General features: G+C 73.2%; 25 protein-coding genes. 5 read left to right on the top strand and 20 right to left on the bottom strand.

Annotated elements, in window-relative coordinates:
* Positions 1–57: 57 nt before the first annotated feature.
* The 12 genes from ACFP2E_RS11395 to ACFP2E_RS11340 form a co-directional block, all read right to left on the bottom strand.
* Positions 58–564 carry an SRPBCC family protein gene (locus ACFP2E_RS11395; protein WP_378522903.1) on the bottom strand — a complete coding sequence of 169 codons (507 nt, stop codon included), beginning with the start codon at positions 562–564 and terminating at the stop codon, positions 58–60.
* Positions 561–1,721 carry an acyl-CoA dehydrogenase family protein gene (locus tag ACFP2E_RS11390; RefSeq protein ID WP_378522904.1) on the bottom strand — a complete coding sequence of 387 codons (1,161 nt, stop codon included), beginning with the start codon at positions 1,719–1,721 and terminating at the stop codon, positions 561–563. The genes ACFP2E_RS11395 and ACFP2E_RS11390 overlap by 4 nt, the downstream gene beginning before the upstream one ends.
* Complete coding sequence (locus ACFP2E_RS11385) at positions 1,718–3,454, bottom strand: acyclic terpene utilization AtuA family protein (RefSeq protein ID WP_378522905.1); 1,737 nt, start codon at positions 3,452–3,454, stop codon at positions 1,718–1,720. The genes ACFP2E_RS11390 and ACFP2E_RS11385 overlap by 4 nt, the downstream gene beginning before the upstream one ends.
* Positions 3,447–4,250, bottom strand: a complete 804-nt coding sequence (locus ACFP2E_RS11380; RefSeq protein ID WP_378522906.1) for a TIGR03084 family metal-binding protein — start codon at positions 4,248–4,250, stop codon at positions 3,447–3,449. The genes ACFP2E_RS11385 and ACFP2E_RS11380 overlap by 8 nt, the downstream gene beginning before the upstream one ends.
* A 2-nt stretch (positions 4,251–4,252) precedes the next feature.
* The gene (locus tag ACFP2E_RS11375) at positions 4,253–4,942 is read right to left on the bottom strand and encodes a TetR/AcrR family transcriptional regulator (RefSeq protein ID WP_378522907.1); all 690 of its coding nucleotides are present in this window, start codon (positions 4,940–4,942) and stop codon (positions 4,253–4,255) included.
* A gap of 134 nt (positions 4,943–5,076) precedes the next feature.
* Positions 5,077–7,740 (bottom strand): FtsX-like permease family protein, encoded by a 2,664-nt coding sequence (locus ACFP2E_RS11370; RefSeq protein WP_378522908.1) that lies wholly within the window; start codon positions 7,738–7,740, stop codon positions 5,077–5,079.
* A complete protein-coding gene (locus tag ACFP2E_RS11365) occupies positions 7,737–8,459 on the bottom strand; it encodes an ABC transporter ATP-binding protein (RefSeq protein ID WP_378522909.1) in 723 nt (240 codons plus the stop codon). The genes ACFP2E_RS11370 and ACFP2E_RS11365 overlap by 4 nt, the downstream gene beginning before the upstream one ends.
* Positions 8,456–8,617 (bottom strand): hypothetical protein, encoded by a 162-nt coding sequence (locus tag ACFP2E_RS11360; RefSeq protein WP_378522910.1) that lies wholly within the window; start codon positions 8,615–8,617, stop codon positions 8,456–8,458. Before ACFP2E_RS11360 ends, ACFP2E_RS11365 begins: the two co-directional genes overlap by 4 nt.
* Positions 8,614–9,240 carry a PadR family transcriptional regulator gene (locus tag ACFP2E_RS11355; RefSeq protein ID WP_378522911.1) on the bottom strand — a complete coding sequence of 209 codons (627 nt, stop codon included), beginning with the start codon at positions 9,238–9,240 and terminating at the stop codon, positions 8,614–8,616. The genes ACFP2E_RS11360 and ACFP2E_RS11355 overlap by 4 nt, the downstream gene beginning before the upstream one ends.
* A 198-nt stretch (positions 9,241–9,438) precedes the next feature.
* On the bottom strand, positions 9,439–9,843 hold the full coding sequence (locus ACFP2E_RS11350) for a DUF4282 domain-containing protein (protein ID WP_378522912.1): 405 nt from the start codon (positions 9,841–9,843) through the stop codon (positions 9,439–9,441).
* 73 nt (positions 9,844–9,916) lie between these two features.
* Positions 9,917–11,263, bottom strand: coding sequence for a flavin-containing monooxygenase (locus ACFP2E_RS11345; RefSeq protein WP_378522913.1), 1,347 nt, complete (start codon positions 11,261–11,263; stop codon positions 9,917–9,919).
* Between the two features lie 108 nt (positions 11,264–11,371).
* Positions 11,372–11,746 carry a VOC family protein gene (locus ACFP2E_RS11340; RefSeq protein WP_378522914.1) on the bottom strand — a complete coding sequence of 125 codons (375 nt, stop codon included), beginning with the start codon at positions 11,744–11,746 and terminating at the stop codon, positions 11,372–11,374.
* Between the two features lie 29 nt (positions 11,747–11,775).
* Here ACFP2E_RS11340 and ACFP2E_RS11335 point away from each other — a divergent pair, with 29 nt between their 5' ends.
* On the top strand, positions 11,776–12,540 hold the full coding sequence (locus ACFP2E_RS11335) for an SDR family oxidoreductase (protein WP_378522915.1): 765 nt from the start codon (positions 11,776–11,778) through the stop codon (positions 12,538–12,540).
* 28 nt (positions 12,541–12,568) lie between these two features.
* Here ACFP2E_RS11335 and ACFP2E_RS11330 read toward each other — a convergent pair whose 3' ends face one another.
* Genes ACFP2E_RS11330 through ACFP2E_RS11315 form a run of 4 tightly spaced genes read right to left on the bottom strand, consistent with a single transcriptional unit; the run spans position 12,569 to position 16,369 of the window.
* Positions 12,569–13,252, bottom strand: a complete 684-nt coding sequence (locus ACFP2E_RS11330; protein WP_378522916.1) for a histidine phosphatase family protein — start codon at positions 13,250–13,252, stop codon at positions 12,569–12,571.
* Positions 13,252–14,370 (bottom strand): phosphotransferase family protein, encoded by a 1,119-nt coding sequence (locus ACFP2E_RS11325; RefSeq protein WP_378522917.1) that lies wholly within the window; start codon positions 14,368–14,370, stop codon positions 13,252–13,254. The genes ACFP2E_RS11330 and ACFP2E_RS11325 overlap by 1 nt, the downstream gene beginning before the upstream one ends.
* Complete coding sequence (locus ACFP2E_RS11320) at positions 14,367–15,125, bottom strand: SDR family NAD(P)-dependent oxidoreductase (RefSeq protein WP_378522918.1); 759 nt, start codon at positions 15,123–15,125, stop codon at positions 14,367–14,369. The genes ACFP2E_RS11325 and ACFP2E_RS11320 overlap by 4 nt, the downstream gene beginning before the upstream one ends.
* Positions 15,122–16,369 (bottom strand): acyl-CoA dehydrogenase family protein, encoded by a 1,248-nt coding sequence (locus ACFP2E_RS11315; RefSeq protein WP_378522919.1) that lies wholly within the window; start codon positions 16,367–16,369, stop codon positions 15,122–15,124. Before ACFP2E_RS11315 ends, ACFP2E_RS11320 begins: the two co-directional genes overlap by 4 nt.
* A 28-nt stretch (positions 16,370–16,397) precedes the next feature.
* Between ACFP2E_RS11315 and ACFP2E_RS11310 the strand changes: the two genes are divergently transcribed.
* Together ACFP2E_RS11310 and ACFP2E_RS11305 are read left to right on the top strand one after the other, a co-directional pair.
* A complete protein-coding gene (locus ACFP2E_RS11310; RefSeq protein ID WP_378522920.1) occupies positions 16,398–16,988 on the top strand; it encodes a hypothetical protein in 591 nt (196 codons plus the stop codon).
* Between the two features lie 169 nt (positions 16,989–17,157).
* Positions 17,158–17,763 carry a hypothetical protein gene (locus ACFP2E_RS11305; RefSeq protein WP_378522921.1) on the top strand — a complete coding sequence of 202 codons (606 nt, stop codon included), beginning with the start codon at positions 17,158–17,160 and terminating at the stop codon, positions 17,761–17,763.
* A gap of 16 nt (positions 17,764–17,779) precedes the next feature.
* On the opposite strand, the gene ACFP2E_RS11300 is transcribed toward ACFP2E_RS11305, so the two are convergent.
* From ACFP2E_RS11300 to ACFP2E_RS11285, 4 genes are all read right to left on the bottom strand, one after another.
* Positions 17,780–19,336, bottom strand: coding sequence for a hypothetical protein (locus ACFP2E_RS11300; protein ID WP_378522922.1), 1,557 nt, complete (start codon positions 19,334–19,336; stop codon positions 17,780–17,782).
* On the bottom strand, positions 19,311–20,084 hold the full coding sequence (locus ACFP2E_RS11295) for an ABC transporter ATP-binding protein (protein ID WP_378522923.1): 774 nt from the start codon (positions 20,082–20,084) through the stop codon (positions 19,311–19,313). Before ACFP2E_RS11295 ends, ACFP2E_RS11300 begins: the two co-directional genes overlap by 26 nt.
* 227 nt (positions 20,085–20,311) lie before the next feature.
* Positions 20,312–22,516, bottom strand: a complete 2,205-nt coding sequence (locus ACFP2E_RS11290; RefSeq protein ID WP_378522924.1) for a 3-hydroxyacyl-CoA dehydrogenase NAD-binding domain-containing protein — start codon at positions 22,514–22,516, stop codon at positions 20,312–20,314.
* A gap of 129 nt (positions 22,517–22,645) precedes the next feature.
* Positions 22,646–23,857 carry an acetyl-CoA C-acetyltransferase gene (locus ACFP2E_RS11285; protein ID WP_378522925.1) on the bottom strand — a complete coding sequence of 404 codons (1,212 nt, stop codon included), beginning with the start codon at positions 23,855–23,857 and terminating at the stop codon, positions 22,646–22,648.
* 129 nt (positions 23,858–23,986) lie between these two features.
* Here ACFP2E_RS11285 and ACFP2E_RS11280 point away from each other — a divergent pair, with 129 nt between their 5' ends.
* Together ACFP2E_RS11280 and ACFP2E_RS11275 are read left to right on the top strand one after the other, a co-directional pair.
* Positions 23,987–24,712, top strand: coding sequence for a MerR family transcriptional regulator (locus ACFP2E_RS11280; RefSeq protein WP_378522926.1), 726 nt, complete (start codon positions 23,987–23,989; stop codon positions 24,710–24,712).
* A gap of 55 nt (positions 24,713–24,767) precedes the next feature.
* Positions 24,768–25,667, top strand: a complete 900-nt coding sequence (locus ACFP2E_RS11275) for an NAD(P)H-binding protein (RefSeq protein ID WP_378522927.1) — start codon at positions 24,768–24,770, stop codon at positions 25,665–25,667.
* The last annotated feature ends 199 nt before the right edge of the window (positions 25,668–25,866 follow it).

Raw genomic sequence — 25,866 nt, 5'->3', positions numbered from 1 at the left:
CCGACCTCCGCTCGGAGCCGGCCTCCTGCCGATCGAGCTCGTCGAGATCCGCGGTGGTCACGACTCCGCCTCCACGACCGCCTTCATCCGTTCCAGCGTGGTGCGCATGCCCTTCTCGTTGGTGCGGCGCCGGAGCGCGCCGAGCAGCGTCCAGTAGGCCCGCAGCGGCAGGCTCGTCTCGAGCCGGAAGTACTCCGTGACGAGGGTGCCGCCGTTCTGCGGCTGCATCCGGTAGCCCCAGTTGTTGACCGGGACGTCCTCGGTGCCGACGGAGAACTCGAACGCCTTCAGCGGCTCGCACACGGTGACCGTGCACGGGCTCCAGTACGTCGGGCCGACGCCGTTGCGGCGCACGTGGCCCTTGAACTTCGCGCCGACCTCGGGGCCGTCGTACCCTCGCCGCCAGCGCGCCTCGAACGTCTCCGGGGAGAACTCCCCGATCCGGGTCACGTCGCTGACCAGGTCCCAGACCCGCTCCGGCGGGGCGTCCATCCAGACCGAGACCTCGCCCGTCGGCGGCGGGAAGAGCCGCCCGACCGTACCCTGCACCAGGCCCCCGATCATGGCGCGTACCCCAGCAGCTTCGCCGCAAGATCTGCCAGCACCTCGTTCGCTCCTCCTCCGATGGGCAGGATCCGGGCGTCGCGGTAGTGCCGCTCCACCTCGGTCCCGTGCATGTATCCGGTGCCGCCGTGCAGCTGCACCGCCTGGTCGCAGACGTACGTCGCGCAGTCGACCGCCGTCTGCTTGGCCAGGCAGGCCTCGGCGACGACGTCCTCGCCCGCCCCCCGCTGATGGGCAACGTGCCGCGCGGCGACGTGGTGGGTGTAGCTGCGGGCGACCTCGACCTGTCGCCGCATCTCGACGAGCCGGTGGCGCACCACCTGGTTGGCGAGCAGCGGCTTGCCGAAGGTCTCCCGGTCGCGGCAGTAGGCCGCGGTCAGCTCCAGCGCGCGGGCGGCGATGCCGTAGCCGTGTACGGCAAGGGAGATCCGCTCGACGACGAACTGATCGGCGATCTGGTAGAAGCCGGTGTTCTCCTGGCCGACCAGGTTGGCGACCGGCACCCGGCAGTCGACGAAGGACAGCTCGGCGGTGTCGGAGCAGTGCCAGCCCATCTTGGCCAGCGACCGGTCGACGGTGAAGCCGGGCGTCCCCTTCTCGATGACCAGCAGGCTCACGCCCGCGTGACCGGAGTCGCCCGTGCGGACCGCGGTGGTCACGAAGTCGGCGCGGACGCCGCTGGTGATGAAGGTCTTGGCGCCGTTGACGAGATAGTGCGGGTCGCCGTCCCGGTCGATCAGCTCAGCGGTGGTGCGGATCCCCGCGACGTCGGAGCCGCCGCCGGGCTCGGTGATCGCGAGGGAGCCGACCTTCTCGCCCGCCAGCGTCGGCCGCACGAACCGGTCGACCTGGTCGGGGTCGCCCGCCGCAGCGAGGTGCGGCAGCGCGATGCCGCTGGTGAAGAGCGCGGCCATCAGCCCGCTCGAGGCGCCCGCCTCGAAGCAGCCCTCCTGCATCGCGACCGAGTCGAGCAGGTCGCCGCCCTCGCCGCCCACTGCCTCGGGGAAGCCGACGCCGAGCAGCCCCCGCTTGGCGGCCGCGCGGTGGAGGTCCCGCGGAACCTCGCCGGCGTCCTCCCACTGCTGGAGGTGGGGGGCGACCTCGCGGCGCACGAACTCGCGCGCCGTCTGCTTCAGGGCTTCCCGGTGATCGGTCACAGCAAGCTCTCCTCGATCGCCACCATCCGCGAGCGCACCCACTCGCCGAGGGCCTTGGCCTGCGGGTCGAAGCGGGTCGAGGCGGCCACGCCCTCGCCCAGCAGACCCCGGATCAGCACGTTGACGGCGCCGAGGTTGGGCAGGAGGTAGACCTCGATGTCGAGTCCCTCGGCCTCCGGCACCAGCGTCCGGATCCGCTGCGGCGTGATCAGCTTGGACAGCCAGGTGACGCGGGCGTCGTACTTCTCCGGGTCGGCCGCCGAGCCGCCACGGGCCACCCACAGCCCGAGGTTGGCGTCGCCGCCCTTGTCGCCGGAGCGGGCGTGGACGAAGGTGCCGAGCGGCAGCTGCCGGGTGACCACGTCGGTCGGCGCGGGGAATGGCGAGGGCCGGTGCCCCTCGGGCCCCGGCTCGGCCACGGTCCGCGTCGGGTCGGGGACCACGTCGCGGTGACCGTCGGCGTGCACCACGACGTGCTCGACGTCGGCGCGGTCGACGTACTCCGGCCGGTAGACGCCGTACGGCGCGGGCGGGGCGGGCGGCGCGGTGAGGGTGAAGCCGGGGTACGACGCGAGCGCGAGCTCGACGGCCGCCGCGGTGAACGGCTTGCCGACCACCTCGGCGTCGGGATCCCTGACCGTGCACCGCAGCAGGCAGGAGGCGGCCTCCTCGGTGTCGGCGTCGGGGTGCGGCTGCGAGGTGCGGGTCCACACGACGTCCTTCGGCGGGCGCGCGGCCAGTGCCGCGCCGAGCTGCCGCTGGACCCAGGCGGCCTTGGCGTCGAGGTCGAGGCCGGTCAGCACGAGCTCGACGCTGTTGCGGAAGCCCCCGAGCTCGTTGACGCAGACCTTGAGCCGCGCGGGCGGCGCCTCGCCGCGCGTGCCGGTGACCGCGACCCGGTCCTCGCCGACCTGCTCGAGCCGGACCGTGTCGAGGCGGGCGGTGACGTCGGGGCCGAGGTAGCGGGTCGACTGGATCTCGTAGACCAGCTGCGCGGTGACGGTGTCGACGGTGACCGCGCCGCCGGTGCCGGGGTGCTTGGTGATGACGCTGGAGCCGTCGGCGGCGAGCTCGGCGACGGGGAACCCGAGCGGCCGGTCGAGATCGGGCAGGTCGCGGAAGCCGGAGAAGTTCCCGCCCGTGGCCTGGGTGCCGCACTCGAGGACGTGGCCGGCGACGACGGCGCCGGCCAGCTCGTCGTACGACTCGGGGGTCCAGCCGAAGTGGGCCGCCCCCGCGCCGACGACGAGCGAGGCATCGGTGACCCGGCCGGTGACGACGACGTCGGCGCCGCCACGCAGGGCGGCGGCGATGCCGAGGCCGCCGAGGTAGGCGTTGGCGGTCAGCGCCCCCGGCCACCGGCCGAGGCCGCGCAGGTCGTCGCCCTCGACGTGGGCGACAGCCGGGTCGAGGCCGAGGCCCTTCGCGACCTCGCGGAGCTTGTCGGCCAGCCCGGCGGGGTTGAGGCCGCCGGCGTTGGCGACGACCCGGACGCCGCGCTCGAGGGTGTCGCCGAGGCAGTCCTCGACCTGGCGGACGAAGGTGCGCGCGTAGCCGAGCGAGGCGTCCTTGAGCGTGTCCTTGCCCAGGATCAGCATCGTCAGCTCGGCGAGGTAGTCGCCGGTGATCACGTCGACCGGGCCCGCGTCGAGGACCTCGCGCATGGCGCTGAGCCGGTCGCCGTAGAAGCCGGAGCAGTTGGCGACCCTCAGGGGCTGTTGGGTCTCAGCCACCGTTGGCCTCCCGTCCCCCTCCGGGCGGACCGGCGAACGCCTGCGCCACGTCGAGCCACCGGTCGGCGTCGGCGCCGGTGGCGACCAGGTCGGTGTCGGCGCGGTGGATGCGCTGGGTGACGAGCCGGCAGAAGTCGTACGCCGACCCGGTCACCGTCTGCGTGGCGTCCTCGGGCCCGAAGGTCCACGTGTCGCCGGAGGGCGCGGTGAGCTGGACGAGGAACGGCTCGGCCGGCGGCTGCAGGTCGTGGGCGCCGAAGGCGAAGTCGCGGGTGCGGACGCCGAGGTGGGCGACGTGGCGGATCCGGTCGGTCGGCTCGGGGTCGAGGCCGAGCGCCTGGTGGACGTCGAGGCCGTGGGCCCAGGTCTCCATGAACCGGGCGGTGGCCATCGACGCGGGCGACATCGGCGGCCCGAACCACGGCAGCTTCTGCCCCTCGGGGAACTCCCGCAGCGCCACCGCGAGCGCTTCCCGCGCCGCGCCCCACCGGGCGAGCAGCGCCGCCGGCGCGAGCCGGGCGAGCTCGTGGGCCTGGGCGTCGACGAACCCGTCGGGGTCGCCGAGCGCCGCGAGGACCAGCTCGTCCCACGCCACCTTGTCGGTGGCGGCCACGACGGCGACCTCGTCGGTCCAGGCGAGGTGGGCGACCTGCGTGGCGACGGTCCACCCGGGGGCGGGGGTCGGCGTCCGCCAGCCTCCGGTCTCCGACTCGTCGAGGCCCTGGACCACCGCCCAGAGCCGGTCGCCCTCGGCCTTGAGGTCGGCGAGCAGGTCGTCGAGCAGCTTGTTGCTCACAGTCAGGTCCCTTCCGAGGTCGGGTAGTCGGAGGTCGCTTGCGCTGAGCCCGTCGAACGTGAGCTCGTCGGGACCCGGTGCCCGTCCAGCGCGACATCCAGCGTGTCGGCCCAGCGGTCGAGGATCCGGGCCCGGCGACGCGTGTCGTCGGAGATGGTGTCGGCGAGGCCCAGCCCGCGGACCAGGTCGAGGGTGGCCTGCACCAGCTCGCGCACCCCGGGCCGTGTCTCGTCGGCGCCGAGCAGCTCGACGGTGAGCCGGTGGGTCTCGCGGCCGACCTTCTGCTCCAGCGGCGCGACGGCGGCGAGCAGGGCCTCGTCGGTGCGGGCGGCCACCCACAGCTCGAGCGCCGCGGTGAAGACCGGGCTGGTGAAGTGGTCGCCGAGCATCCGCATCACTGCGCGGGTCCGGCCCGGCCCCGGGGGCAGCGCGGCCGCGGCGCGGGCGAGCTCGGCGCCGCGGACCTCGGTGAGGTGCTCGACGGCGGCGACGACGAGGGCGTTCTTCGTCGGGAAGTGGTGCAGCTGCGCCCCGCGGCTGACCCCGGCCCGCTGCGAGACCAGCGTGGTCGACGTACCCGCGAAGCCGCGCTCGACCAGCAGCTCGACGGTGGCCTCGAGCAGCCGCGCCCGCATCGCGCGGGTGCGCTCCTCCTGGGGCACCCGGGCCGCGGCGGCACCGGACTGGCTCACACCTGCCAGCGTGGTGCACCGATCAACAAACAGTCAAGACTGACTTTTTCTTCCTGGACGGGCTGCGGGACGTCATACGTTCCGGTCACAGTAGCGACCACCTCGCACGACGTCCCGCGTCAGCCCGGGGCCCCTCAGCCGATGCGGGCCACCAGCGGCAGCCGCGACCGGGCGAACAGCCCTACCACCAGCGCCGTCACCAGCGGCAGCGCCAGCACCAGCGCGCCGATCAGCAGCCACGGCACGTCGAGGTAGTTCGACGGTGCGTCGGGGTTCATCTGCTGGACCCATGCCTCCCCGGTGAGCGGGTAGGTGACCGCGACACCGGGGACGAACCCGACGAGCGCCCCCAGCAGCGCCCCCACCCCGCCGACGACCACGGCGTACGCCGCGGCGACGCCCCGCCGGGTGCGGGGGGCCGCGCCCACCGCCGACAGCGTGGCCAGGTCGGGCCGCGCATCGGCGAGCGCCAGGAACGTCGCCGTGAGCGTCCCGCCCAGCATGAGCACGCCCCCGAGACCGCCGAGCACGAGCAGGATTATCCGGGTCTCATCGTCGGTCTGGTAGCCGCGCTCGACGTAGAAGTTCGCGTTCCTCGCCGTGGCGTTGAGCGCCTCCGTCACGTCGTCCTCGGCGACCTCGTCGATCGCGGCGCCGGTCACGAAGAGCGACCGGGTCGTGACCTCCAGCCCCAGCTCGCGCGCCGCCGCGGGCGAGAGCACCATCTGGGGCGCGCTGGCCACGGCACCGCCCGCGGCCGAGACGAGGTCGACGTAGACGGCGGGGAGGGTCGCCGAGGAGGCCTGGCGCCGGGAGCCGCGCTCCTTGCGCACCGCAGTGACCTCGACCTCGGTCGCCTTGACGGGCGCGTCGGTGAAGACCAGCGCTCCGCCCTCACCGAGCACCCGCTCCACCGCGGCCACCGGCAGCTCGAGGTCCGCGAGCCCGGCAGGCACCCCCTCGCCGACCAGGATGCTCGAGCCCATGGACGATCCCCAGCTGGACAGCAGCACCCGGTCGTCGCCGGGGGCGTGGAGCTCGACGCTCAGCCAGCCACCGCGCACGTCCTCCGAGACCCCCGGGATGCGCGCGATGTCGGCCTCGGGGAGGACGGTCCGCAGCACTGCCTCATGGGCGTCCCAGTCGACGGGGCGGCTGCTGAACTCGGTGAGCAGGCCGGTTCCCCGCGGGACGACCTCGGAGTAGGTCGCCTCGTACTCGGCGGAGTCGCTGGTCACCGCGATCCCGAGCGCGACGACCCCGGACACCGTCGCGGCCACGGCGGCCACGGCGGGCACCGTGCGTGTGCGGTGGCGGGCGGCGTCGCGCAGCGCGTAGCGGACGACCAGCGGCAACCGCCGGCCGGTGCGCGCGAGCCCGACCAGCACCACGGGCACGAGGAGGATCATGCCGAGCACCGCGACCACCGCGGAGCCGGCGATGAAGATCTCGCCGTACGAGGGCCGGAGTGCGCCGTAGACGGCGCCGCCGACGCTCGCGGCCAGCAGGGCAACGCCCAGCGCCGGCGACCGCAGGCTCGGCGCCCGGTCGCCACGGCGGCCGCCGAGCACGGCCACCACGTCCTGCCGCGAGGCCAGCCAGGCAGGGACCACGGCGGCGAGCAGCGCACTGGTCAGTCCGAAGGCGGCCACGCCGCCCACGTGGGTCCACGGCACCTCGAAGGGGCCGAACCTGCTCTGACTGAAGCCCTGCAGCACCGGGAGCAGCGCCCGGGCCGCGACCAGCCCGAGGAGGACGCCCAAGGCGCTGGCGAGGCTGCCGAGCACGATCGCGCTCGCCAGCACGACGCGGCGGGCCTGCCGCGGCGTACCGCCGCTGGCCGCCATCAGGGCGAGGGTCCGGGCCTGCCGGCGGGCTCCGACGGCGAACGCCGGGCCGGCGAGCAGCACCACCTCGAGCAGAGCCATCACCACGATGAGCACCGCGACCGCGATGGTGGCCTCCTGGGGGCCGCCGTCCCACTGGGTGACCTCGGGGTCGAGCGCGGACCTCGGCGGTGGGTCCAGCAGGACCGCACGCGACAGCACGCTGGCGCCGATGGCGTTGAGGGCGAGCACATCGTCCCAGGTGACCGGCCCCGCGTCGACGAGCCAGGTGTGGTGGCCCGAGCCGCTTTCGATCAGCCCGAAGGAGCCGGGCAGGCCCACCGCAAGCGGGAAGCCGGTGCTCGAGGCGTCCTCGGCGATGCCCACGACGGTCTTGGTCACCCCGCTGCGACCCAGGACCAGCTCCTCGCCGACGCCGGGTCCGCGCGACGCGGCCTCGGCGCTGACCGCGACCTCGTCCACGCTGGTCGGCCAGGAGCCCTCCGTGAGGTCGTAGAGCCCGGCGGCGAGCGGATCGGCGACCTCGAGCTCGACGACGTCGAGGGTTCCGATCCCCTCGTCGGTCTCGAACGGCTTCGCGCCGGCCGCCATCTCGACCGCGCGCACCTCCCTGCCGAGGACCTTGGCGACACCGTGAAGCGTTGCGGTCTCCTCTTGCCGGGGTCCGCTCCAGCTGCCCATGCCCGCGTCGGGGTCGATGTCCTGCACGACCCGGCCGGCGCCCGGCGAGACCGTGATACGGGCGTCGGCCGCCCCGAGCCGCCGCTCGAGAGCCTCCGCCCCGCTCACGCGGGCGGTGTGGATCACGATGTCGGCCGCCACGACGCCGAGGACCGGGAGCGCGATCATCACGAGCGTCAGGATGCTGCGGCCCTTGTGGCGCCAGGCGTCGCGCCAGGCCATGCGGAGGGACGGTCGCCAGCCGGCGAGCCGTCGTCGGAGGAGGGTCACCGGACCATCCCCGGCTCGAGCAGGGTCTCGACCGGGGCGGACCCGGACTCGTCGACGACGACGCCGTCGCGCAGGAAGACCACCCGGTCGGCCCAGGCGGCGTGCCGGGCCTCGTGGGTCACCATCACCCCGGCGGCGCCGGCGTCGCAGCGGGCGCGCAGCAGCCGCAGGATGTCCTCGCCGGTCTCCGTGTCGAGGGCGCCGGTCGGCTCGTCGGCGAGGATCAGCCGGCGCTCGCCGACCACCGCACGGGCGATGGCGACGCGCTGCTGCTGGCCGCCCGACATCTCGTCCGGGAACCGGTCGGCGAGGGCGCCGATGCCCACCTCCTCGAGCGCGGCGCGGGCGGCGCGACGGGCGTCGCGGGCCCGGCGGCCGTCGAGCTCGAGCGGCAGGGCGACGTTCTCCGCGGCGGTGAGCGCCGGGATCAGGTTGAAGTCCTGGAAGACGTAGCCGATCGAAGTACGCCGCATCCGGGCGCGCTCCTTCTGGTCGAGCGCGCCGAGGTCGACGCCCTCGACGCTGACCGTGCCCGCGGTGGGCTGGTCGAGCCCGCCCGCCAGGGTCAGCAGCGTCGACTTGCCGGAGCCGGAGGGGCCCATCACGGCCACGAGCTCGCCGGCGTGGGCGGCGAAGGAGACGCCGCGCAGGGCGAGCACCTCGGTCTCGCCCGAGCCGTGGACCCGGCTGACCTCGTCGAGGCGGAGGACGGCGTTCATCGGGCGATCCCTTCGTTCCGGGCGCCGCGGTCGGCGGCGGGGCGGGTACGGCGTGCTGGGTCGGCGGTGGCACGGCGCAGCCGCTCGGCGCTCTGGGCGAGCCAGGTGCGCTCGGCGCGGCGGAGCCGGGCGTGGTCGAGGTCGCGCAGCGCGCTCATCGCCGGCCTCCGGCGGTTGAGGTGCGAGACGCGTCAGCGCCGAGCCTCGAAACCCCCGCCGCCGAGGCAGCGCCGTTGGCCGCCGCCCGGCGTACCCGCGCCTCGCAGTGGTCGAGCCAGCGGATCTCGGCCTCGGTCGCGAAGACCAGGGAATCGAGCACCAGGCCCCAGGCGAGGTCGTCGCCGGCGCCGGCGGCCTCGGCCCTCGCCTCGGCGTCGCGCTGCCGCTTGAGGCGGGTGTAGTCCTGCAGCGCGGCCATGGTGGCGCTGCGCTGCTGCTGGATCAGCGCGCCGACGTCGACGCCGGGCACGGTGACGGCCAGCGCGATCTTGATGGCGAGCTCGTCGCGCGGCGGCTGGGTGCGGGCGACCGGTGTGGTGAACCAGGCCGCCACCTCGGCGCGGCCGGCCTCGGTGACCGCGTAGATGGCGCCGTGCTCGGCCTCCTCGGTCTCGGTCTTCTCGACGAGACCGTCGCGCTCGAGCCGGGCGAGCGTCGTGTAGACCTGCCCGACGTTGAGGGGCCAGGTGGACCCGGTGCGCTCCTCGAACTCGGCGCGGAGCTGGTAGCCGTACATCGGCCCCTCCTCCAGCAGCGCCAGCATCGCCTGCCTGACCGACATCGCGGCTCCTTCACCTCGGGCGTCCTTCGCCCCCGTGGCGATGGATACCGGGTATGTATACCACGTATGCGCATACTCGGTATAGCCCAATTCGAGCGGCTGCTTCTCGGCCACTCGCCCCGCTTCTCGGGCACTCCAGTGGCCGAGAAGCGCAGCGATCCCCGGCGAGCCGGGGATCGCTACGTCACGTCGCGCGCCTCAGCGCAGGCGGTGGTGGATGTCCTGGCTCATGCGGACGATGGCGAGGTAGAACTCCAGCGTCATCCGGATGAAGGCGAGGTAGAGCACCAGCAGGACCGGGCCGAGGATCAGCACCGCGATACCGCCGCCGGCGCTGTCGGCGAAGGCTGCGACGAGGAAGACGAGCCAGCCGAGGACCAGCGCGACCATCGCGATCACGTACACGACCTTGACGATGATCGGCGTGATGAAGTGCTCGAAGCTGAAGTCGAAGAGGGCCCCGAAGAAGCCCTTGGCCGAGGAGGCGGGCTGACCTCCGGGTCCCGACGGGCCGCCGGCGCCGGGCGGCGGAGGCGGAGGCGGAGGCGGCGGGGTCTGGCCGGGAGGGGGTGTCTGTCCGGGCGGCGGCGTTCCGTAGCTCATGGGGTCTCCTCCGTGTGGGCCCGCGGACCCGTGCCGCGGGTCGACCCCATCCTGCGCGCGGAGGGCCCCGCCGTCAGGCGTTCGCGCGCGCCCGGGCGCGTCGCTCCTTGCGCAGCTCGGCGCGGTACTTGTGCGTGTCGACCTGGATCGTGTGCCGCTTGGAGGCGACGTACCGCTTGCGCAGCGCCGTGTCGTACGCCGCGATCTGCTGCTTCATCTCCTGCCGCGACGGCAGCGTCACCTCGCCGGAGATCAGCTCCGCCACCCAGTGCGCCTGCTCCTCGGCCAGCGGCATCACCGCCCCGAGGGGCTGGATCAGGCCGATGAAGTAGAGCCCGGGATGGTCGGGGTCGACGACCCGGCGGTAGAGGTCGACGTGGTTGTTCTCCACCGGGACCACCCGCTCGTCGAGGAACGGGAAGGTCACCTTGTAGCCGGTGCAGTAGACGACCACGTCGGCCTCGACGGCCGTGCCGTCGGTGAAGAAGATCTTGGACCCCTCGAACCGGTCGATGGTCGGCTTCACCTCGATGTCACCGTGGCCGAGCCGGGTCAGCAGGTCGTCACTGACGGTGGGGTGCGCCTCGAGCACCTGGTGGTCGGGTGCGGGCAGGCCGTAGTCGGTGACCTTGCCGACCGCGAGCCGCAGCATCGCGCGCATCCCCAGCTTCTGCAGCAGCAGCGGCCCGCGGGCCAGCGGCGAGTCGGTGAGGTGGTCGGTCGGCATGCCGAACATGTACTTGGGCAGGATGTGCGCCCCGCGGCGCATGGCGAGGTAGGTCTCCTTCGCCACCCGCGCGGACTCGACCGCGATGTCGGTGGCGGAGTTGCCGATGCCCAGCACGACCACCCGCTTGCCCTCGAGCACGTCGGGGGTCCGGTAGTAGTGGACGTGCAGCTGCACGCCGGGGAAGGTCTCGCTCCCCTGGAAGCCGGGCTCGGGCCAGCGCGGGTCCCAGTGGTGGCCGTTGGCGACGAGCACGTGGTCGTAGTGGTGGTGCTCGGGCTCGTGGCGGCCGTCGAGCCGTCGCGTCGTGACGTCGTACCCGCCGCTCCGGGCCGGCGCCACCTTCACCACCTCGGTCCGGAAGGTGATCTTGTCGCGCAGCCCGAAGTGGTCGACGAAGTCGTCGAAGTACTGCGCGATCTGCCAGTGGCTCGGGTAGTCCGGCAGCGACTCGGGCATCGGGTAGGCGGCGTACTCCATCGCCTGCCGCGACGTGTTGATGTGGAGCGAGCGGTACGCCGAGCTGACGCCGTTGTCGTTGTCGTAGCGCCAGTTGCCGCCGACGCCGGAGCCCATCTCGTAGCAGTCGAAGGCGATCCCCTTGGCGTCGAGGACCTGTGCCGCGGTGATCCCCGAGGAGCCGGCGCCGATGATGCAGACGCGGGGACCGGGGGCGGGAGCAGCGGCACACATGGCAGCGGAGCCTACGCACGGCCCCGCGGGCGGGGAAGGGTTTCGGCCCGCAGTGACCCGCCCGGGCCAGACCTGCAGCCCGTCCGGGTCAGCCGTGACTACGCGGGATCAGGCGTTCTGCCAGAGCCCGATGACGTTGCCCTCGGGGTCCTGGAAGTAGGCCGCCCACCCCATGTCACCGACCTGCATCTTCTCGACCATCTGGCTGCCGCCGTGCTCGGAGACGTGCTTCATCGCCTCGTCGATGTTCTCGACGTCGATGACCACGTTGGGTCCCTGGCCCGGCATCTGCCGCTTCATCATGCCGCCGCCGATGTAGCCGGCCTCGGTGGGGCCCTGCTCGCCCGTGGGGCCGGTCTGCACCATGGTGTAGTCCATCTCCGGCATCGGCTGGACCTCCCAGCCGAACACGTGCTTGTAGAACTCCTGCGCCCGCTCGGCGTCGTCGAAGGGGATCTCGAAGTGCACCACTCGTCCGCTCATGCTTTGGACGCTACGCCAGACTGCGAGCCATGGGTACCCGCAGCGAGCGCACGACCGTCCTCATCACCGGAGCTTCCTCAGGACTGGGGGCGGAGATGGCGCGGCAGCTCGCCGAACGGGGGCACGACCTCGGCCTGTGCGCCCGCCGCACCGACCGGCTCGAGGCGCTGCGCGACGAGATCCTGGCCCGCCACCCGGAGGCCCGCGTCGAGGTCCGGGCGCTCGACGTCAACGACCACGACCGGGTCTTCGAGGTGTTCCACGACCTCGCGAAGGCGCTCGGCCGCCTCGACCGGGTCGTCGTCAACGCCGGCCTCGGCAAGGGCGCTCCGCTGGGCACCGGAAACTTCCGCGCCAACCTCGAGACCGCGCAGACGAACGTCATCGGCGCCCTCGCGCAGACCGAGGCGGCGATGGAGGTCTTCCGCGCCCAGGGCTCGGGCCACCTGGTGATGATCTCGTCGGTCTCCGCGATGCGCGGCATGCCCAGGACGATGACGACGTACGCCGCCACCAAGGCCGCCGTCGCCCACCTGGCCGAGGGCCTGCGCGCCGAGCTGCACGGCAAGCCCATCAAGGTGTCGGTGATCTACCCCGGCTACATCGTCTCGGAGATGAACGAGCACGTCGCCCACGAGCAGCCGCTCATGGTCTCCACCGAGAAGGGCGTGCGATCGATCGTCGCGGCCATCGAGAAGGAGAAGCCGTCCGCCTGCGTGCCGGCCCTGCCGTGGGCGCCGCTGTCGGTGGTCCTGAAGCACGCCCCGCTGCCGGTGTTCAGGAAGCTGATCTGAGTTAGGACTTCAGCCGACGAACGAGCCGTCAGCGGTAGGTGAGGTGCTCCCCCTCGAGGTGGGCGTGCTCGTTGAAGGTCAGCAGGCGGGCGCCGGTGGCGCCGACGACCACCCGGGAGACCGAGGTGTTCACGACGACCGTGTTGAAGCGGCCCCAGAGCTGCCAGGCCAGGTCGGCGGGGGCGCCGGGGGCGACCAGCTCGCCACAGGCGGTCGCCACCGGCCCGCCCGAGGAGACCACCACGACCGTCGATCCGGAGCCGGCGCGGTCGCAGGCGCGGCGCAGCGCGCCTGCGACCCGGGCGCGGAAGGCGGCGAAGGGCTCGGCGTAGTCGGCGTCGTGCTCGCCGGAGGTCCAGCGAGCGGTTGCCTGCTCGAAGACCCGCTGGAACTCGCGCCGGTCCATCTGGCCGGCAGGCAGGTCGGCTCCCGCCGCCTTCAGGTACGCCGCGACCACGCCGACGTGGTCGAACTCGTCCCAGCCGGGGTCGGCCTCGGCCGGGCACGCCCAGGCGGCGCCGGCCAGCATCCCCTCGCCGGTCTCCCGGTGCCGCCTCATGTCGCCGCGCAGCACCACGTCCGGCGTCACCCCGCGCTCGGCGAGGTAGCGGCCGAGCAGCCGCGACTGCTCCCAGCCGGTGTCGGAGAGCACGTCGTAGTCGTCGGCGCCGAACGACGCCTGGCCGTGCCGGACCAGGAGGACGACTCCCATCAGCGTCCCGCCCCGCCGCCCCGGGCCAGCCGACGGCAGCGCTGCTCGAGGTAGCCGACGGCCGGACCGAAGACGGCGTACGCCTCGTTGGTGGTCTGCCGGTGCACGTAGCGGTACCAGATCTGCTGGGCGATCACCGCCAGCCGGAACAGCCCGAAGACCTCGTAGAACCGCCACCGCTCCGGGGTCATCTCGAACCCCATCCGCTCGCAGTACGCCGCCACGACCTGCTCGCGGGTCCACATGCCCGGGGCGGTCGTGGGCTGGCGCCGGAAGAGCTGGAAGAACTCGTCGTCGCCGGGCTCGACCCAGTAGGCCAGCGCGCCGCCGAGATCCATCAGCGGGTCACCGACCGTCGCCATCTCCCAGTCCAGGACGCCCACAACCCGCGGCGCCGAGCGGGTCGGCGGGTCGTCGACCGCGAGGACGAGGTTGTCGAACCGGTAGTCGTTGTGGATCAGTCGCTGGGCGACGTCGTCGGGCTGGTGCCGCTCGAGCCAGCCGACCACGTCGGACCAGTCGCCGGTGTCGTCGGTGCGGGCCCGGTCGAACCGGTCGGTCCAGCCGGCCAGCTGCCGGAGGACGTACCCCTCGCCGCGGCCGAGCGCGGCGAGGTCGGGCACCGCCGCGACGTCGACGGAATGCAGGTCGACGAGCACGTCGAGGGCCCGCTCGCACAGCGTCGAGACGTGCTCGGGCGGCAGGTCCCACGGCAGGTCGCGTCGCAGGATCGTGCCCTCGAGCCGCTCCATCACGTAGAACTCCGACCCGATCACCGCAGGGTCGTCGCAGAACGCCACCATCGTCGCGACGTACGGGAAGACCGGCGCCAGCGCCGCCTGGATCCGGTGCTCGCGGCCCATGTCGTGGGCGCTGGCCGCCTTCGCCCCGGCGGGCGGGCGGCGCAGGATCAGGTCGCGGCGCGGGTAGCGGAGCAGGTAGGTCAGGTTGGACGCGCCGCCCGGGAACTGCCGGACCTGCGGGGTGCCCTCGAGGTCGTCACGGAAGGCCTGCGCGTGCCCGCGCAGCCAGGCGGCCGCCGCGTCGACGTCGAAGGCGTCCTCGTCGCGGACCGCGCGGGCCTCCTCACCGGGGTCGGTGCTCTCAGCCGGGGTCATGCCTGCTCCTCCAGCTTGCGGGCCTGCTGCCGCATCAGGGCGTCGTACCCCGGCCGGTCGTCCTGCTTGAGCCGCCACGCGGCACGGGCCGCCTCGTCGGGCACGACGAGCTCCTCGCCACGGTCGAGCCCGGCGAGCACCTCGGCGGCTACGTCGTCGGCGGTCAGCGGCGACTCCTCCACCAGCCGGCGCACCACGGCGCCGACCGCCGCGTCGCTGCCGGTCATCGACGACATCAGCGCCGAGCGGAAATACGACGGGCAGACCGCGGTCGCGCGCACCCCGTGGGCGGCGAGCTCGTGCCCGGTGGTCTCGGTGAGCGCCACGACCGCGGCCTTCACGGCGTTGTAGGGCGCCATGCCCGCGGGGTGGACGAGCCCGGCGAGCGAGGCGACGTTGACGACGTGGCCCGACCGCTGCCGCTTGAGGAGCGGGGTGAAGACGCGGGTGCCGCGCACGGCGCCGAGCAGGTTGACGTCGACGAGCCGCTGCCACTCCTCGACCGTGGCGACGTCGAGGCGGCCGCCACCGGCGATCCCGGCGTTGTTGACCAGCACGTCGAGCCCGCCCCACGTCCGCTCGACGTGGTCGAGCGCGGCCGACCAGTCGTCGTCGGACGTGACGTCCAGCCTGAGGTCGGCGGCCGCGCCCGCCACGTCGGTCGCCAGCACCTCGTCGCCCCGGGCACGCCAGGCGCGGACGAGAGCCGCGCCCAGCCCCGAGGCGGCGCCGGTGACCAGGATCCGCCGGGTCACTGGTGCTTGCCGAGCTCGATCCGGGCAACCACGCCGCGGTGCACCTCGTCGGGACCGTCGGCCAGCCGCAGCGCGCGGGCGGAGGTCCAGGCCGCCGCGAGCGGGAAGTCGCTGGAGAGGCCGCCGCCGCCGTGGAGCTGCATCGCCATGTCGATGACCTGCTGGGCCATCGCCGGCACCGCGACCTTGATCTGCGAGACCTCCGAGAGCGCGGTGAGCGGGCCGCCCGTGTCGAGCTTCCACGCTGCGTGCAGCACCAGCAGCCGGGCCTGGTCGATGGCGATCCGCGCCTCGGCGATCCGCTCCCGGTTGCCGCCGAGGTTGGCCAGCGGCTTGCCGAACGCCGCCCGCTCGAGGCTTCGGCGGCAGGCGAGCTCGAGCGCCCGCTCGGCCAGCCCGATGAGCCGCATGCAGTGGTGGACCCGGCCGGGGCCGAGCCGGCCCTGCGCGATGGCGAACGCCTCGCCCGGACCGACCAGCAGGTTGGCGCGCGGCACCCGCACGTCGGTGAAGGAGACCTCGCCGTGCCCGAGCGGCTCGTCGTGGTGGCCCATCGTGTCGAGCATCCGCACGACCTCGACACCCGGCGCGTCCCGCGGCACCAGCACCATCGAGTGGCGGTGGTGGCGGTCGGCGTCCGGGTCGGTCAGCCCCATGAAGACGAGCACCTTGCAGTCCGGGTGGCCGATCCCGGTGGACCACCACTTCCGGCCGTTGATGACGACCTCGTCGCCGTCGAGGACCGCGGTGGCGGCCATGTTGGTCGCGTCGGAGGACGCCACGTCGGGCTCGGTCATCGTGAACGCCGAGCGGATCCGGCCGTCGAGCAGCGGCTCGAGCCACTCGCGACGCTGCTCGTCGGTGCCGTAGCGCAGCAGCACCTCCATGTTGCCGGTGTCGGGGGCGTTGCAGTTGAAGACCAGCGGCGCGATCGCGGAGCGGCCCATCACCTCCGCCACGGGCGCGTAGTCGACGTTGCTGAGCCCCTCGCCGCCGTCGGTGCCGAACCGGGCGGCGTACTCGCCGGCGTGCTCCTTCGGCAGGAACAGGTTCCACAGCCCTTGCGCCCGGGCCTTCGCCTGCAGGTCCGCGAGCACCGGCAGCGGCTGCCACGGGTCGCCCGTACGGCGCTGCTCGGCGAGGTCGCGGTGGTACTGCGGCTCGACCGGGTCGATCTCCTCGGCGAGGAACGCCGCCACCCGGGCGGTCAGGTCGGCCGCGCGCGGCGAGGGGGCGAAGTCCATGCGGCGACCCTAGTGGGAGCATGTGGCGGTGCTCCTCCCCCGTTCCACGCCTCTCGTCCGCCCCGTTGCGCTCGCCGTCGCCGTCCCTGTGCTGGCCGTCGTGCTGGCGGGCTGCAGCGCCGGCGGTTCCGGCGAGGGGTCGACCATGGGATCGGGCGGCGAGGACGCGGCCCGGGTCGCGAAGGTGCGGGCCGACCTGGCCGCGCTGTTCGCCGGGGACCACCCCGACGCCCGGCAGACGGCGACCGGCGAGTGCTTCGCCGAGGAGCTGACCAGCAGCACGTCGCTGGACGCGCTGCAGGCCGGCGGGGTGCTGGACTCGTCGTACGACGTCGTCGAGGACCTCCCCCGGCTGCGCGAGGACATCGCCGAGGCCTGGGCGGAGGCGCAGTTCGCGTGCACCGACTTCGTCGAGGAGTCGACCCGCGCCCAGCAGGCGGCCACGAAGGGCCGGATCCTCGACGAGCCGTACGCCGGATGCCTGCGCGGGGAGCTCACCCCGGAGCAGATGCGGGCCGCGGTCGTCGACTCGCTGACCGGCAACTGGCAGGGCGTCGACCTGATGCGGCTCGGCCGCGCCCAGTCGGAGTGCCAGAAGTCCTCGCTCGCCCCACGCTGACGCCGGTACCTGACCCCCCGGCAACTGACCCCCGGCAACTGACCCCCGGGGCACCCCGTCCGGGCTGGCCCGTCGAGGGCATGGACGGGGCGGTCGCGCCCTCCTAGCGTCGGTAGACAGAGGACCGCCAGACCACCTCACCCCGAGGCGGCCTGCGAGAGGAGGCGTCGTGTTCATCCAGATCATCCAGGGCAAGTGCACCCGGCAGGACGAGCTGCGCGCGCTCGCCGAGGAGTGGGGCCGCGAGATGGCCCCGGGCGCGGAGGGCTGGCTCGGCGGCACCTACGGATTCACCGACGACGACCAGTTCCTCGGCGTGGTGCGGTTCGAGTCGCGCGAGGCCGCGCAGGCGAACTCCGAACGCGCCGAGCAGGGCGAGTGGGCCCGGCGCATGGAGGAGCTGATGGACGGGCCCGTGGAGTACCACGACTGCGCCGACGTCACGCTCATGATGGACGGCGGCTCGGACGAGGCCGGCTTCGTGCAGGTCATCCGCGGCCGCGTCGAGGACCGCGAGCGGTTCAAGGGCGCGATGACCGACACCGATGACCTCCACCGCCTGCGGCCGGAGATCATCGGCGGCACGCTGGCGATCGAGGAGGACGGCACGTTCACCGAGACCATCGCCTTCACCGACGAGGCCAGCGCCCGTGTCGGCGAGAAGAAGGAGATGCCGGAGATGCCGCCGGCGCTGCGCGAGGCGATGGACGAGGTCATGCCGACGGCCACGTTCTACGACCTGCACCACCCCTGGTTCCAGTCCGCCGGCCGCTGACCGCCGCTGCTGGGAATCAGGCGGCGACCGACGCGACCACCCGGGCGCGCTGCACGGGATCCAGCCACCGTGCCCGCGTCCGGGCCAGGCGCGTGAGCGACCAACCCACGAAGGGGATCGCGATCAGCACCGACGCCTCCCACACCGGCACCCGCGCCAGGCCCGAGAACACCAGTCCGGTGAGGGTGGTGCTGAGGGCGAGCCGGGCCGAGTAGCCGACCATCACCACCGGAGGGGCGGGGGTGGCGCGTGCCGACCGCAGGTCGGCGGCGAACGGCCGCTGCATCGACCAGCGCATCGCCGCACCGACGACCTGGATGGTCACGACGACCAGGGTGCACAGCAGGGCGGTCAGCTCGGCGCTCGACGGGATGCCGGCACGCAGCGACGCCAACGCGATGGTGATCGCCGACGCCAGCAGCAGGAACTCCGCGAGCACCCAGGCCCGGGCCGCGAACACCGGACCGGGCTCGACCGGCTGGCTCTCGCGCCACAGCCCGCCGCGGCCGTCGAGGCACCACACGTTCACCCCGAACAGCAGCGCGCCACCGGACGCGACGAGTCCCGGCAGCACGGTCATGGTGGCCCACTGCAGGTTGCCGGCCAGGGCCACCAGGCCCGGCCCGACCGCCAGCACCGCCATGCCGCGGCGGACCGGCACCGTGCGCCACACCGACGCCCGGTCGGTGCGGACCAGGGCCAGCAGGTCGCCGCGCGGCATCGGCAGGGGCTCGCGCGCCGCGCTGTCCAGCCGCACCTCGTCACGCGCGGTCCGCCGCGCGGCCAGGTGGGCGGGCAGCGCGCCCACCAGCACCGCAACGACGAAGATCCCGGCCTCGGCAGCGAGCGTGGCGGCGAACCGCCACGTGACGCCCTCCACGCCGCCGACCACGAACCAGACCGTCGGCAGGCTGTCGAGCACCGAGGTGAGCCGGCCGCTGACGTGGAGCCACAGGGCCACGACCGCGACGGTGATGCCGAGCAGCCGGACCACGACGACCCCGCCGTGCATCCGCCGAACCGCCTCGACCGCCCAGGCCACCACCTGCGCGGCCGCGGTCGCCGCGGCCAGCCACAGCAGGATCACCGGGATCATCGTGTGCAGGGTGTCGGGGCCGAGGCCGTAGGCCGCGCTGCCGAGCAGCGCCCACGCCTGCAGCAGCCACGCGATGTTGAGGGGCGCGAGCAGCAGCGCGCCGAGGTGGTCGCTGGTCGGGCTGAGCGGGTGGATCGCCGCCTGGTCGCGCGGCAGCAGCTCCCGGCCGCCGCCGGAGACGACCGCCGAGACGATCGCGATCAGCAGGAACGCCGCGAACCCGGTGGGCAGCAGGATCGCCACCTCGACGGCGCCGGGGCCCTCGCCCGCGTCCCCGACGAAGGCCGGGACGAGCGCGATCGCGGCGGTGACCAGCAGCAGCGAGACGGCCGCCCACAGCGACGCGCCGCGGCGTACGGTCTGGGCGCGGAAGCGCAGCACGTGGCCGACGTCGGCGCACGACGCGCGCCAGCCGGCCGGGCTCAGCAGCCCGGTCCCGCCGCGGTGCCGCTCAGTCGAGGAGGCCGCGGTAGGCACGCGCCCCCTCCTCGCCGGTCATGTCGGTGGCGGCGACGGTGGCGACCCGGGCGCCGCCGCGCAGCACCAGCACCTCGCTGCAGGCGGCGACGGCGAGCTCGCGCAGGTGGGTCGAGACCAGCACGCAGGCGCCGCGGGCGCGGGCGTCGGCGACGACGTCCATCGTCGCCTCGACCCCGATCGGGTCGACGCCGTCGAAGGGCTCGTCGAGGAGCAGCACCTCGGGCTCGTGCAGCGCGGCGAGCAGGACCGACAGCCGCCGGCCCATGCCGTGCGAGAAGCCGCCGGTCACCCGGTGGGCCACGTCGCCGAGCTCGAACCGCTCGAGCAGGTCGCGGGCGCGCGGCTCCCAGTCACGCAGCCGGCGCAGCCGGGCGCTGAGCTGGATGTGCTCCCACGGGGTCGCCCGCGGCACCAGGCCGCCGACGTCAGGGCAGTAGCCGACGGCGCGCTTCACCGCGAGCGGGTCGCGCCGCACGTCGTGGCCGGCGACCAGGACGGTGCCGGCGGTCGGCGGCACCACGCCGGCCAGCACCCGCATGGTGGTGGACTTGCCGGCGCCGTTGCGGCCGAGCAGCGCCGTCGCGCGGCCGGCCTCCGCGAGCAGGTCGACACCCGCGACCGCCTCCACGTCGCCGAAGCGCACATGGAGCGAGCGCACCTCCACCCCCGGCCGCTGGTCGGCCCGGCCGTCGGCGGGACCCCCGGCGCGTGCATCGTCCCGGCCCGCTGCTGCTGCGTCCGTCACCCGGCCCAGTGTGCCCGGCGGGCGCGGGTCGCGGGGCCGGCTTGGCCGATCCAATCCCCGATCGTGGGGATATCCCCCGGGAAACCCCGCGAGCTGCCAGCAGTTCCCCCACGAAGCACCACGAGCTGCCAGCAGTTCCCCCACGAAGCACCACGAGCTGCCACCAGTTGCCCGTCCAGCCGGAAACTGGTGGCAGCTCGCCGTGGGTCAGGGGGTCAGGAAGGTCCTCAGGAGGGGAAGGTCTCGCCCCGCTCCGCCATCCCCCGGAGGTACGCCGTGGGGCGGAACCGGTCGCCGTACTGCTCGGCGAGCTCGTCGGCCCGCGCCACGAACGCCGCCAGCCCGATCGGGGCGGTCGGGTCCTCGGGGTCCTGGTAGCCGGTCATGAACTGGGCGGCGCCGCCTGTGTTCGGCGGGAAGCCGATGCCCATGATCGAGCCGATGTTGGCGGCCGCGGCGGAGTCGAGGACGCCCTCCTCGAAGCACTTCGCGGTCTCGATCGCCTCGACGAACAGCAGCCGGTCCTTGACGTCGCGGAGCGGCACCGGCTCCTCGGCGACCGGGAACTCCTCGGCCAGGCCGGACCACAGGCCCTGCCGCCTGCCGGCCTCGTCGTACTCGTAGAAGCCGGCGCCCCTGAGCCGCGACGGACGCCCGATCTCGACCATCCGGCGGCTGACCGCCTCGCCCGGGTGCTCGGTCCACTCCTTGCCGTCGCGCTCTGCGGCCTCCTTGGTCGCCTTGGCGATCTTGCCGAAGAGCTCCATGTTGAGCTCGTCGGTCAGCTGGAGCACGCCGACCGGGTAGCCGGCCTGGGTCGACGCCCGCTCGATCGAGACCGGGTGGACACCCTCGGCCAGCATCGCGAGGCCCTCGTTGACCATCGTGCTGATGACGCGGGAGGTGTAGAAGCCGCGGCTGTCGTTGACCACGATGGGGGTCTTGCGGATCTGCCGGACGACGTCGTACGCCTTCGCCAGCGTCTCGTCGGTGGTCTGCTCGCCGCGGATGATCTCGACGAGCGGCATCTTGTCGACGGGTGAGAAGAAGTGCAGGCCGATGAAGTCGGCCGGCCGGTCCACGCCCTGGGCCAGCTCGGTGATCGGCAGGGTCGAGGTGTTGGAGCACAGCAGCGCGTCGGGGTTCACGTGCGACGCGATCTCGCCGAAGACCTGGTGCTTGAGCGTCGGGTCCTCGAAGACCGCCTCGATGACGAGGTCGCAGCCGGCGAGGTCGGCCGGGTCGGCGGTCGGGGTGATCCGGTCGAGCAGCTCGACCTTCTTCTCCTCGGTGCTGCGGCCGCGGGCGATCGCCTTGTCGAGCAGGCCGGCGCTGTAGGCCTTGCCGCGCTCGGCGTTCTCGAGCGCAACGTCCTTGAGGACGACCTGCATGCCGGCGCGGGCGCACGAGTAGGCGATGCCCGCGCCCATCATCCCGGCGCCGAGGACGCCGACCTTGGTGGCCTGCCACGGCTCGATGCCCTGCGGGCGGAGCTTGCCGGCGTTGACGGCCTGCAGGTCGAAGAAGAACGCCTGGATCATGTTCTTGCTGTTCTGCCCGACGATGAGGTTCGTCAGGTAGCGCGACTCGATGCGCGAGGCGGTGTCGAAGTCGACCTGCGCGCCCTCGACCGCGGCGGACAGGATCGCGCGCTGGGCGGGGTAGACCGCGCCCTTGGTCTGCTTGCGCAGCAGCGCGGGGAATGCCGGCAGGAACGCCGCCAGCTTCGGGTGGCTGGGGGTGCCGCCGGGCATCCGGTAGCCGTCCGCGTCCCAGGGGTTGCGCGCGGCGTCCGGGTTGGCCGCGATCCACGCCTTGGCGGCCGGGACCAGCTCGTCGCGGGTGGCGACGAGCTCGTCGACCAGGCCCTTCTCCCTGGCCTGCGCCGGCTTGAATCGGGTGCCCTGCAGCAGCACGTCCATCAGCGCGGACTGCAGCCCGAGCATCCGGACGACGCGGGTGACGCCGCCCCCGCCGGGCAGCAGTCCGAGCGTCGCCTCGGGCAGGCCGAGCTCGGCCTTCGGGTCGTCGACGACGACCCGGTGGTTGCAGGCCAGCGCGATCTCGAAGCCGCCGCCGAGCGCGGCGCCGTTGATCGCCGCGACGACCGGCTTCGGGAACAACTCGAGACGGCGCAAGTCGCGCTTGATCTCCTCACCGGCGGCGAAGATCGCGGCGGCGTCGTCCGGGGTCGCCTTGACCATCTCCTTGAGGTTGCCGCCGGCGAAGAAGGTCTTCTTGGCGCTGGTGATCACCACGCCGGTCACGTCGTCCTGCTCCGCGTGGAGCCGGTCGACCGCGGCGGCCATCGAGTCCTTGTAGAGCTCGTTCATGGTGTTGGCGCCCGCGGTGGGGTCGTCCAGGGTCAGCGTGACGATCCCGTCGGCGTCGCGGTCGTAGCGGACGGCGGAAACGGTCTGGGTCTCGGTCATGTTCTCGTCCTGTGTCTCGGGCTCAGGTGGTCTGTTGGCTCACTGGGTTTCGACACGCTCGGTCCGGGCTTCGCGAGCTCAGCCCGGCTCGCGGCTCAACCACCGATGAGCGCGTCTCCGCGCTCGCGCTCAGATGCGCTCGACGATGGTCGCGATGCCCATGCCGCCGCCGACGCAGAGCGTGGCGAGGCCGCGGCGCAGGTCGCGCCGCTCGAGCTCGTCGACAAGGGTGCCGAGGATCATCGCGCCGGTGGCGCCGAGCGGGTGGCCCATGGCGATCGCGCCGCCGTTGACGTTGGTGATCTCGTGGGTGATGCCGAGGTCGCGCATGAAGCGCATCGCCACCGCGGCGAACGCCTCGTTGATCTCGAACAGGTCGATGTCGCCGACCTCGAGCCCGGCCTTGGCCAGCGCCTTGCGCGCGGCCGGCGCGGGTCCGGTCAGCATGATCGTCGGGTCGGAGCCGGAGACCGCCATCGAGACGATCCGCGCCCGCGGCGTCAGGCCGAGGTCGCTGCCCGCCTGCTCGGTGCCGATGGCCATCACGGCGGCGCCGTCGACGATTCCCGAGGAGTTGCCGGCATGGTGGACGTGGTCGATCCGCTCGACCCAGTGGTACTTCTCCAGCGCCACGTCGTCGAAGCCGGCGTCGGCGCCGATCTGCGCGAACGACGGCTTCAGCCCGGCGAGGCCCTCGACGGAGGTGTCGGGCCGGACGAGCTCGTCGTGGTCGAGGATCGTCAGGCCGTTCATGTCGCGGACCGGGACGACGGAGTCGGCGAAGTAGCCGTTGGCCCAGGCCTTGGCGGCCCGGTGGTGGGACTCGGCGGCGAACGCGTCGACGTCGGCGCGGCTCCAGCCGCCGAGGGTGGCGATCAGGTCGGCGCCGATGCCCTGCGGCACGAAGCCGGTCTTCAGGGCGGTGGCCGGGTCGGCCGCCCAGGCGCCGCCGTCGCTGCCCATCGGCACCCGGCTCATCGACTCGACGCCACCGGCGAGGATCAGGTCCTCCATGCCGGAGCGGATCCGGGCCGCGGCCTGGTTGACGGCCTCGAGGCCCGAGGCGCAGAAGCGGTTGAGCTGGACCCCGGACACCGTCTCGGGGTAGCCGGCAGCGAGCGCCGCGGTCTTGGCGATGTCGCCACCCTGCTCGCCGATCGGGGTGACCACGCCGAGCACGACGTCGTCGATGCGCCCGGGGTCGAGCGAGGGGTTGCGGACCTTGATCTCCTCGAGGAGGCCGACGATGAGGTCGATCGGCTTGACCTCGTGCAGCGCGCCGACCCTCTTGCCCTTGCCACGCGGCGTACGGATGTGGTCGTACACGAATGCTTCTGCCATGACCGTCCTCGGGATCGCGGTTGCTGCCTCTTTCGATTGTGACACCTTTACTGTCATCATCGTCAAGGAGCGTTGGTCCGTGTGGTCTGGATCACGCGGACGGCAGGATGTGGCAGAGGAGCAGGTGGAGTGGACGAGACGCTCGAGACGCGGCGCGAGCTGCTGACCCTCGACGAGCTGACCCAGCGGGTCGGGATGAGCGTGCGCAACGTCCGCTTCTACACGACCAAGGGGCTGGTGCCGCCGCCTATCCGGCGCGGCCGGTCCGGCTACTACACCGCCGATCACGTGGCCCGGCTCGAGCTGGTGCAGGAGCTGCAGAGCCACGGCTTCACGCTCGCGGCGATCGAGCGGTACGTCGCCAACATCCCGGCCGACGCCACTCCCGAGGACATCGCGCTGCAGCGGACCATGCTGGCGCCCTGGCAGCACGAGTCGCCGATCGAGATGACCCGCGCCGAGCTCGACCAGCGCGCCGGCCGCACCCTCGACGACGAGGACCTGGTGACCCTGGCCGCGCTCGGGATCGTGCTGCGCAACAAGCGCGGCCGCTACCAGGTGGCGGTCTCCCAGCTCTCGATCGGGCTGGCGCTGCTCGACCTGGGCTTCCCGACGGAGGCGGCGCTCGCCGCCGCCGACGTGTACGCCGCCCACGGCCGGGCGATCGCCGAGGAGCTCTACGAGGTGTTCCGCACCAAGGCGTGGCCGGTGTTCCAGGAGTCCGGCACGCCGCCGGAGACGGTGCGCCAGATCGTCGAGCGGCTCAAGCCGCTGTCGATCGCCAGCCTGGTGGCGGCGTACGAGGCGGCGATGGACGAGACCAAGCGCGAGGGCATCGCCAAGCGGGCGCGCTGAGCGTTCCCCGGGCGATCCCGTTCCCCGGTTGGGTCGGCATCCCTAGGGTGGGGGCATGAGCGAGCGCCTCACCGTCCTGGTCACCGGCGCGACCGGGTTCATCGGCCGCCGGCTGACGCCGGTGCTGGTCGCGCAGGGCCACGACGTCCGGGCGATGACCCGGCGACCCGAGGAGTACGACGGTCCCGGCACCGCGGTGGGCGGCGACGTCGAGGACCGCGCCTCGCTGACCGAGCCGCTCGAGGGCGCCGACGTGGCGGTCTACCTGGTGCACTCGCTCGACAGCCCCGACTTCGAGGAGAAGGACGCCGAGGCCGCGCGCGTCTTCGGCAAGGCCGCCGCGGCTGCGGGCGTGAAGCAGATCGTCTACCTCGGCGGGCTCGGCGCCGACGACGAGGACCTTTCCGCACACTTGCGCTCCCGCCGGGAGGTGGAGGGCCTGCTCGCCGAGGCCGGCGTCCCCGTCACCGTGCTGCGCGCCGCGATCGTCGTCGGCGACGGCGGCATCTCGTGGGAGCTCACCCGGCAGCTGGTGAAGAACCTGCCCGCGATGGTGGTGCCGAAGTGGGTCAGCACCCGCACCCAGCCGATCGCGGTGGACGACGTGATCCGCTACCTCGCCGGCGTCGTCGGCCGCGAGGAGACCTACGGGCGGGTCTACGAGATCGGCGGGCCCGAGCAGATGACCTACCTCGAGATGCTGCAGGTGGCCTCGGAGGTGTCCGCCGGGAAGCGGGTGCCGATCGTGCGGGTCCCGGTGCTGACGCCCCGGCTCTCCTCCTACTGGCTGGCCTTCGTCACCGACGTCGACGTCACCACCGCCCGCAACCTCATCGACTCGATGGGCACCGAGGTCATCGTCACCGATCGCACCATCCAAGACGTCGTCCCCGGCGATCCCATCCCCTACGCCGAGGCCGTCCGCCTCGCCCTCGAGGAGCGCGGCGCCCGCTAGCCGGTAGCGACCCACGTTGGTCGAGCCCGTCGAGACCAGAGGTGGCACCGGTGGTTGAGGTGCGAGGCGCCCCGGGCGGTTTCAACCTGCGTTCGCAACACCGGTCTTGTTGTCGTGTTCGGACAGTAGCTTGTCCAGGGCCTCGGCCGGGGTGCGCCAGTCGAGGGTCTTGCGGGGTCGGTTGTTGAGCTCGATGGCG

This window comes from Nocardioides sp. GCM10027114 (assembly GCF_042659625.1).
Lineage (GTDB): Bacteria > Actinomycetota > Actinomycetes > Propionibacteriales > Nocardioidaceae > Nocardioides.
The sequence above is the reverse complement of the archived record's forward strand: the minus strand, read 5'-3'. Positions and strand labels throughout refer to the sequence as shown.

What these genes read in the sequence shown, in the direction of transcription:
- ACFP2E_RS11395 (WP_378522903.1), bottom strand. Translation starts at nt 564, where the DNA reads ATGATCGGGGGCCTGGTGCAGGGTACGGTCGGGCGGCTCTTCCCGCCG.
- ACFP2E_RS11365 (WP_378522909.1), bottom strand. Translation starts at nt 8,459, where the DNA reads ATGAACGCCGTCCTCCGCCTCGACGAGGTCAGCCGGGTCCACGGCTCG.
- ACFP2E_RS11360 (WP_378522910.1), bottom strand. Translation starts at nt 8,617, where the DNA reads ATGAGCGCGCTGCGCGACCTCGACCACGCCCGGCTCCGCCGCGCCGAG.
- ACFP2E_RS11355 (WP_378522911.1), bottom strand. Translation starts at nt 9,240, where the DNA reads ATGTCGGTCAGGCAGGCGATGCTGGCGCTGCTGGAGGAGGGGCCGATG.
- ACFP2E_RS11350 (WP_378522912.1), bottom strand. Translation starts at nt 9,843, where the DNA reads ATGAGCTACGGAACGCCGCCGCCCGGACAGACACCCCCTCCCGGCCAG.
- ACFP2E_RS11345 (WP_378522913.1), bottom strand. Translation starts at nt 11,263, where the DNA reads ATGTGTGCCGCTGCTCCCGCCCCCGGTCCCCGCGTCTGCATCATCGGC.
- ACFP2E_RS11340 (WP_378522914.1), bottom strand. Translation starts at nt 11,746, where the DNA reads ATGAGCGGACGAGTGGTGCACTTCGAGATCCCCTTCGACGACGCCGAG.
- ACFP2E_RS11335 (WP_378522915.1), top strand. Translation starts at nt 11,776, where the DNA reads ATGGGTACCCGCAGCGAGCGCACGACCGTCCTCATCACCGGAGCTTCC.
- ACFP2E_RS11330 (WP_378522916.1), bottom strand. Translation starts at nt 13,252, where the DNA reads ATGGGAGTCGTCCTCCTGGTCCGGCACGGCCAGGCGTCGTTCGGCGCC.
- ACFP2E_RS11325 (WP_378522917.1), bottom strand. Translation starts at nt 14,370, where the DNA reads ATGACCCCGGCTGAGAGCACCGACCCCGGTGAGGAGGCCCGCGCGGTC.
- ACFP2E_RS11315 (WP_378522919.1), bottom strand. Translation starts at nt 16,369, where the DNA reads ATGGACTTCGCCCCCTCGCCGCGCGCGGCCGACCTGACCGCCCGGGTG.
- ACFP2E_RS11290 (WP_378522924.1), bottom strand. Translation starts at nt 22,516, where the DNA reads ATGACCGAGACCCAGACCGTTTCCGCCGTCCGCTACGACCGCGACGCC.
- ACFP2E_RS11285 (WP_378522925.1), bottom strand. Translation starts at nt 23,857, where the DNA reads ATGGCAGAAGCATTCGTGTACGACCACATCCGTACGCCGCGTGGCAAG.
- ACFP2E_RS11275 (WP_378522927.1), top strand. Translation starts at nt 24,768, where the DNA reads ATGAGCGAGCGCCTCACCGTCCTGGTCACCGGCGCGACCGGGTTCATC.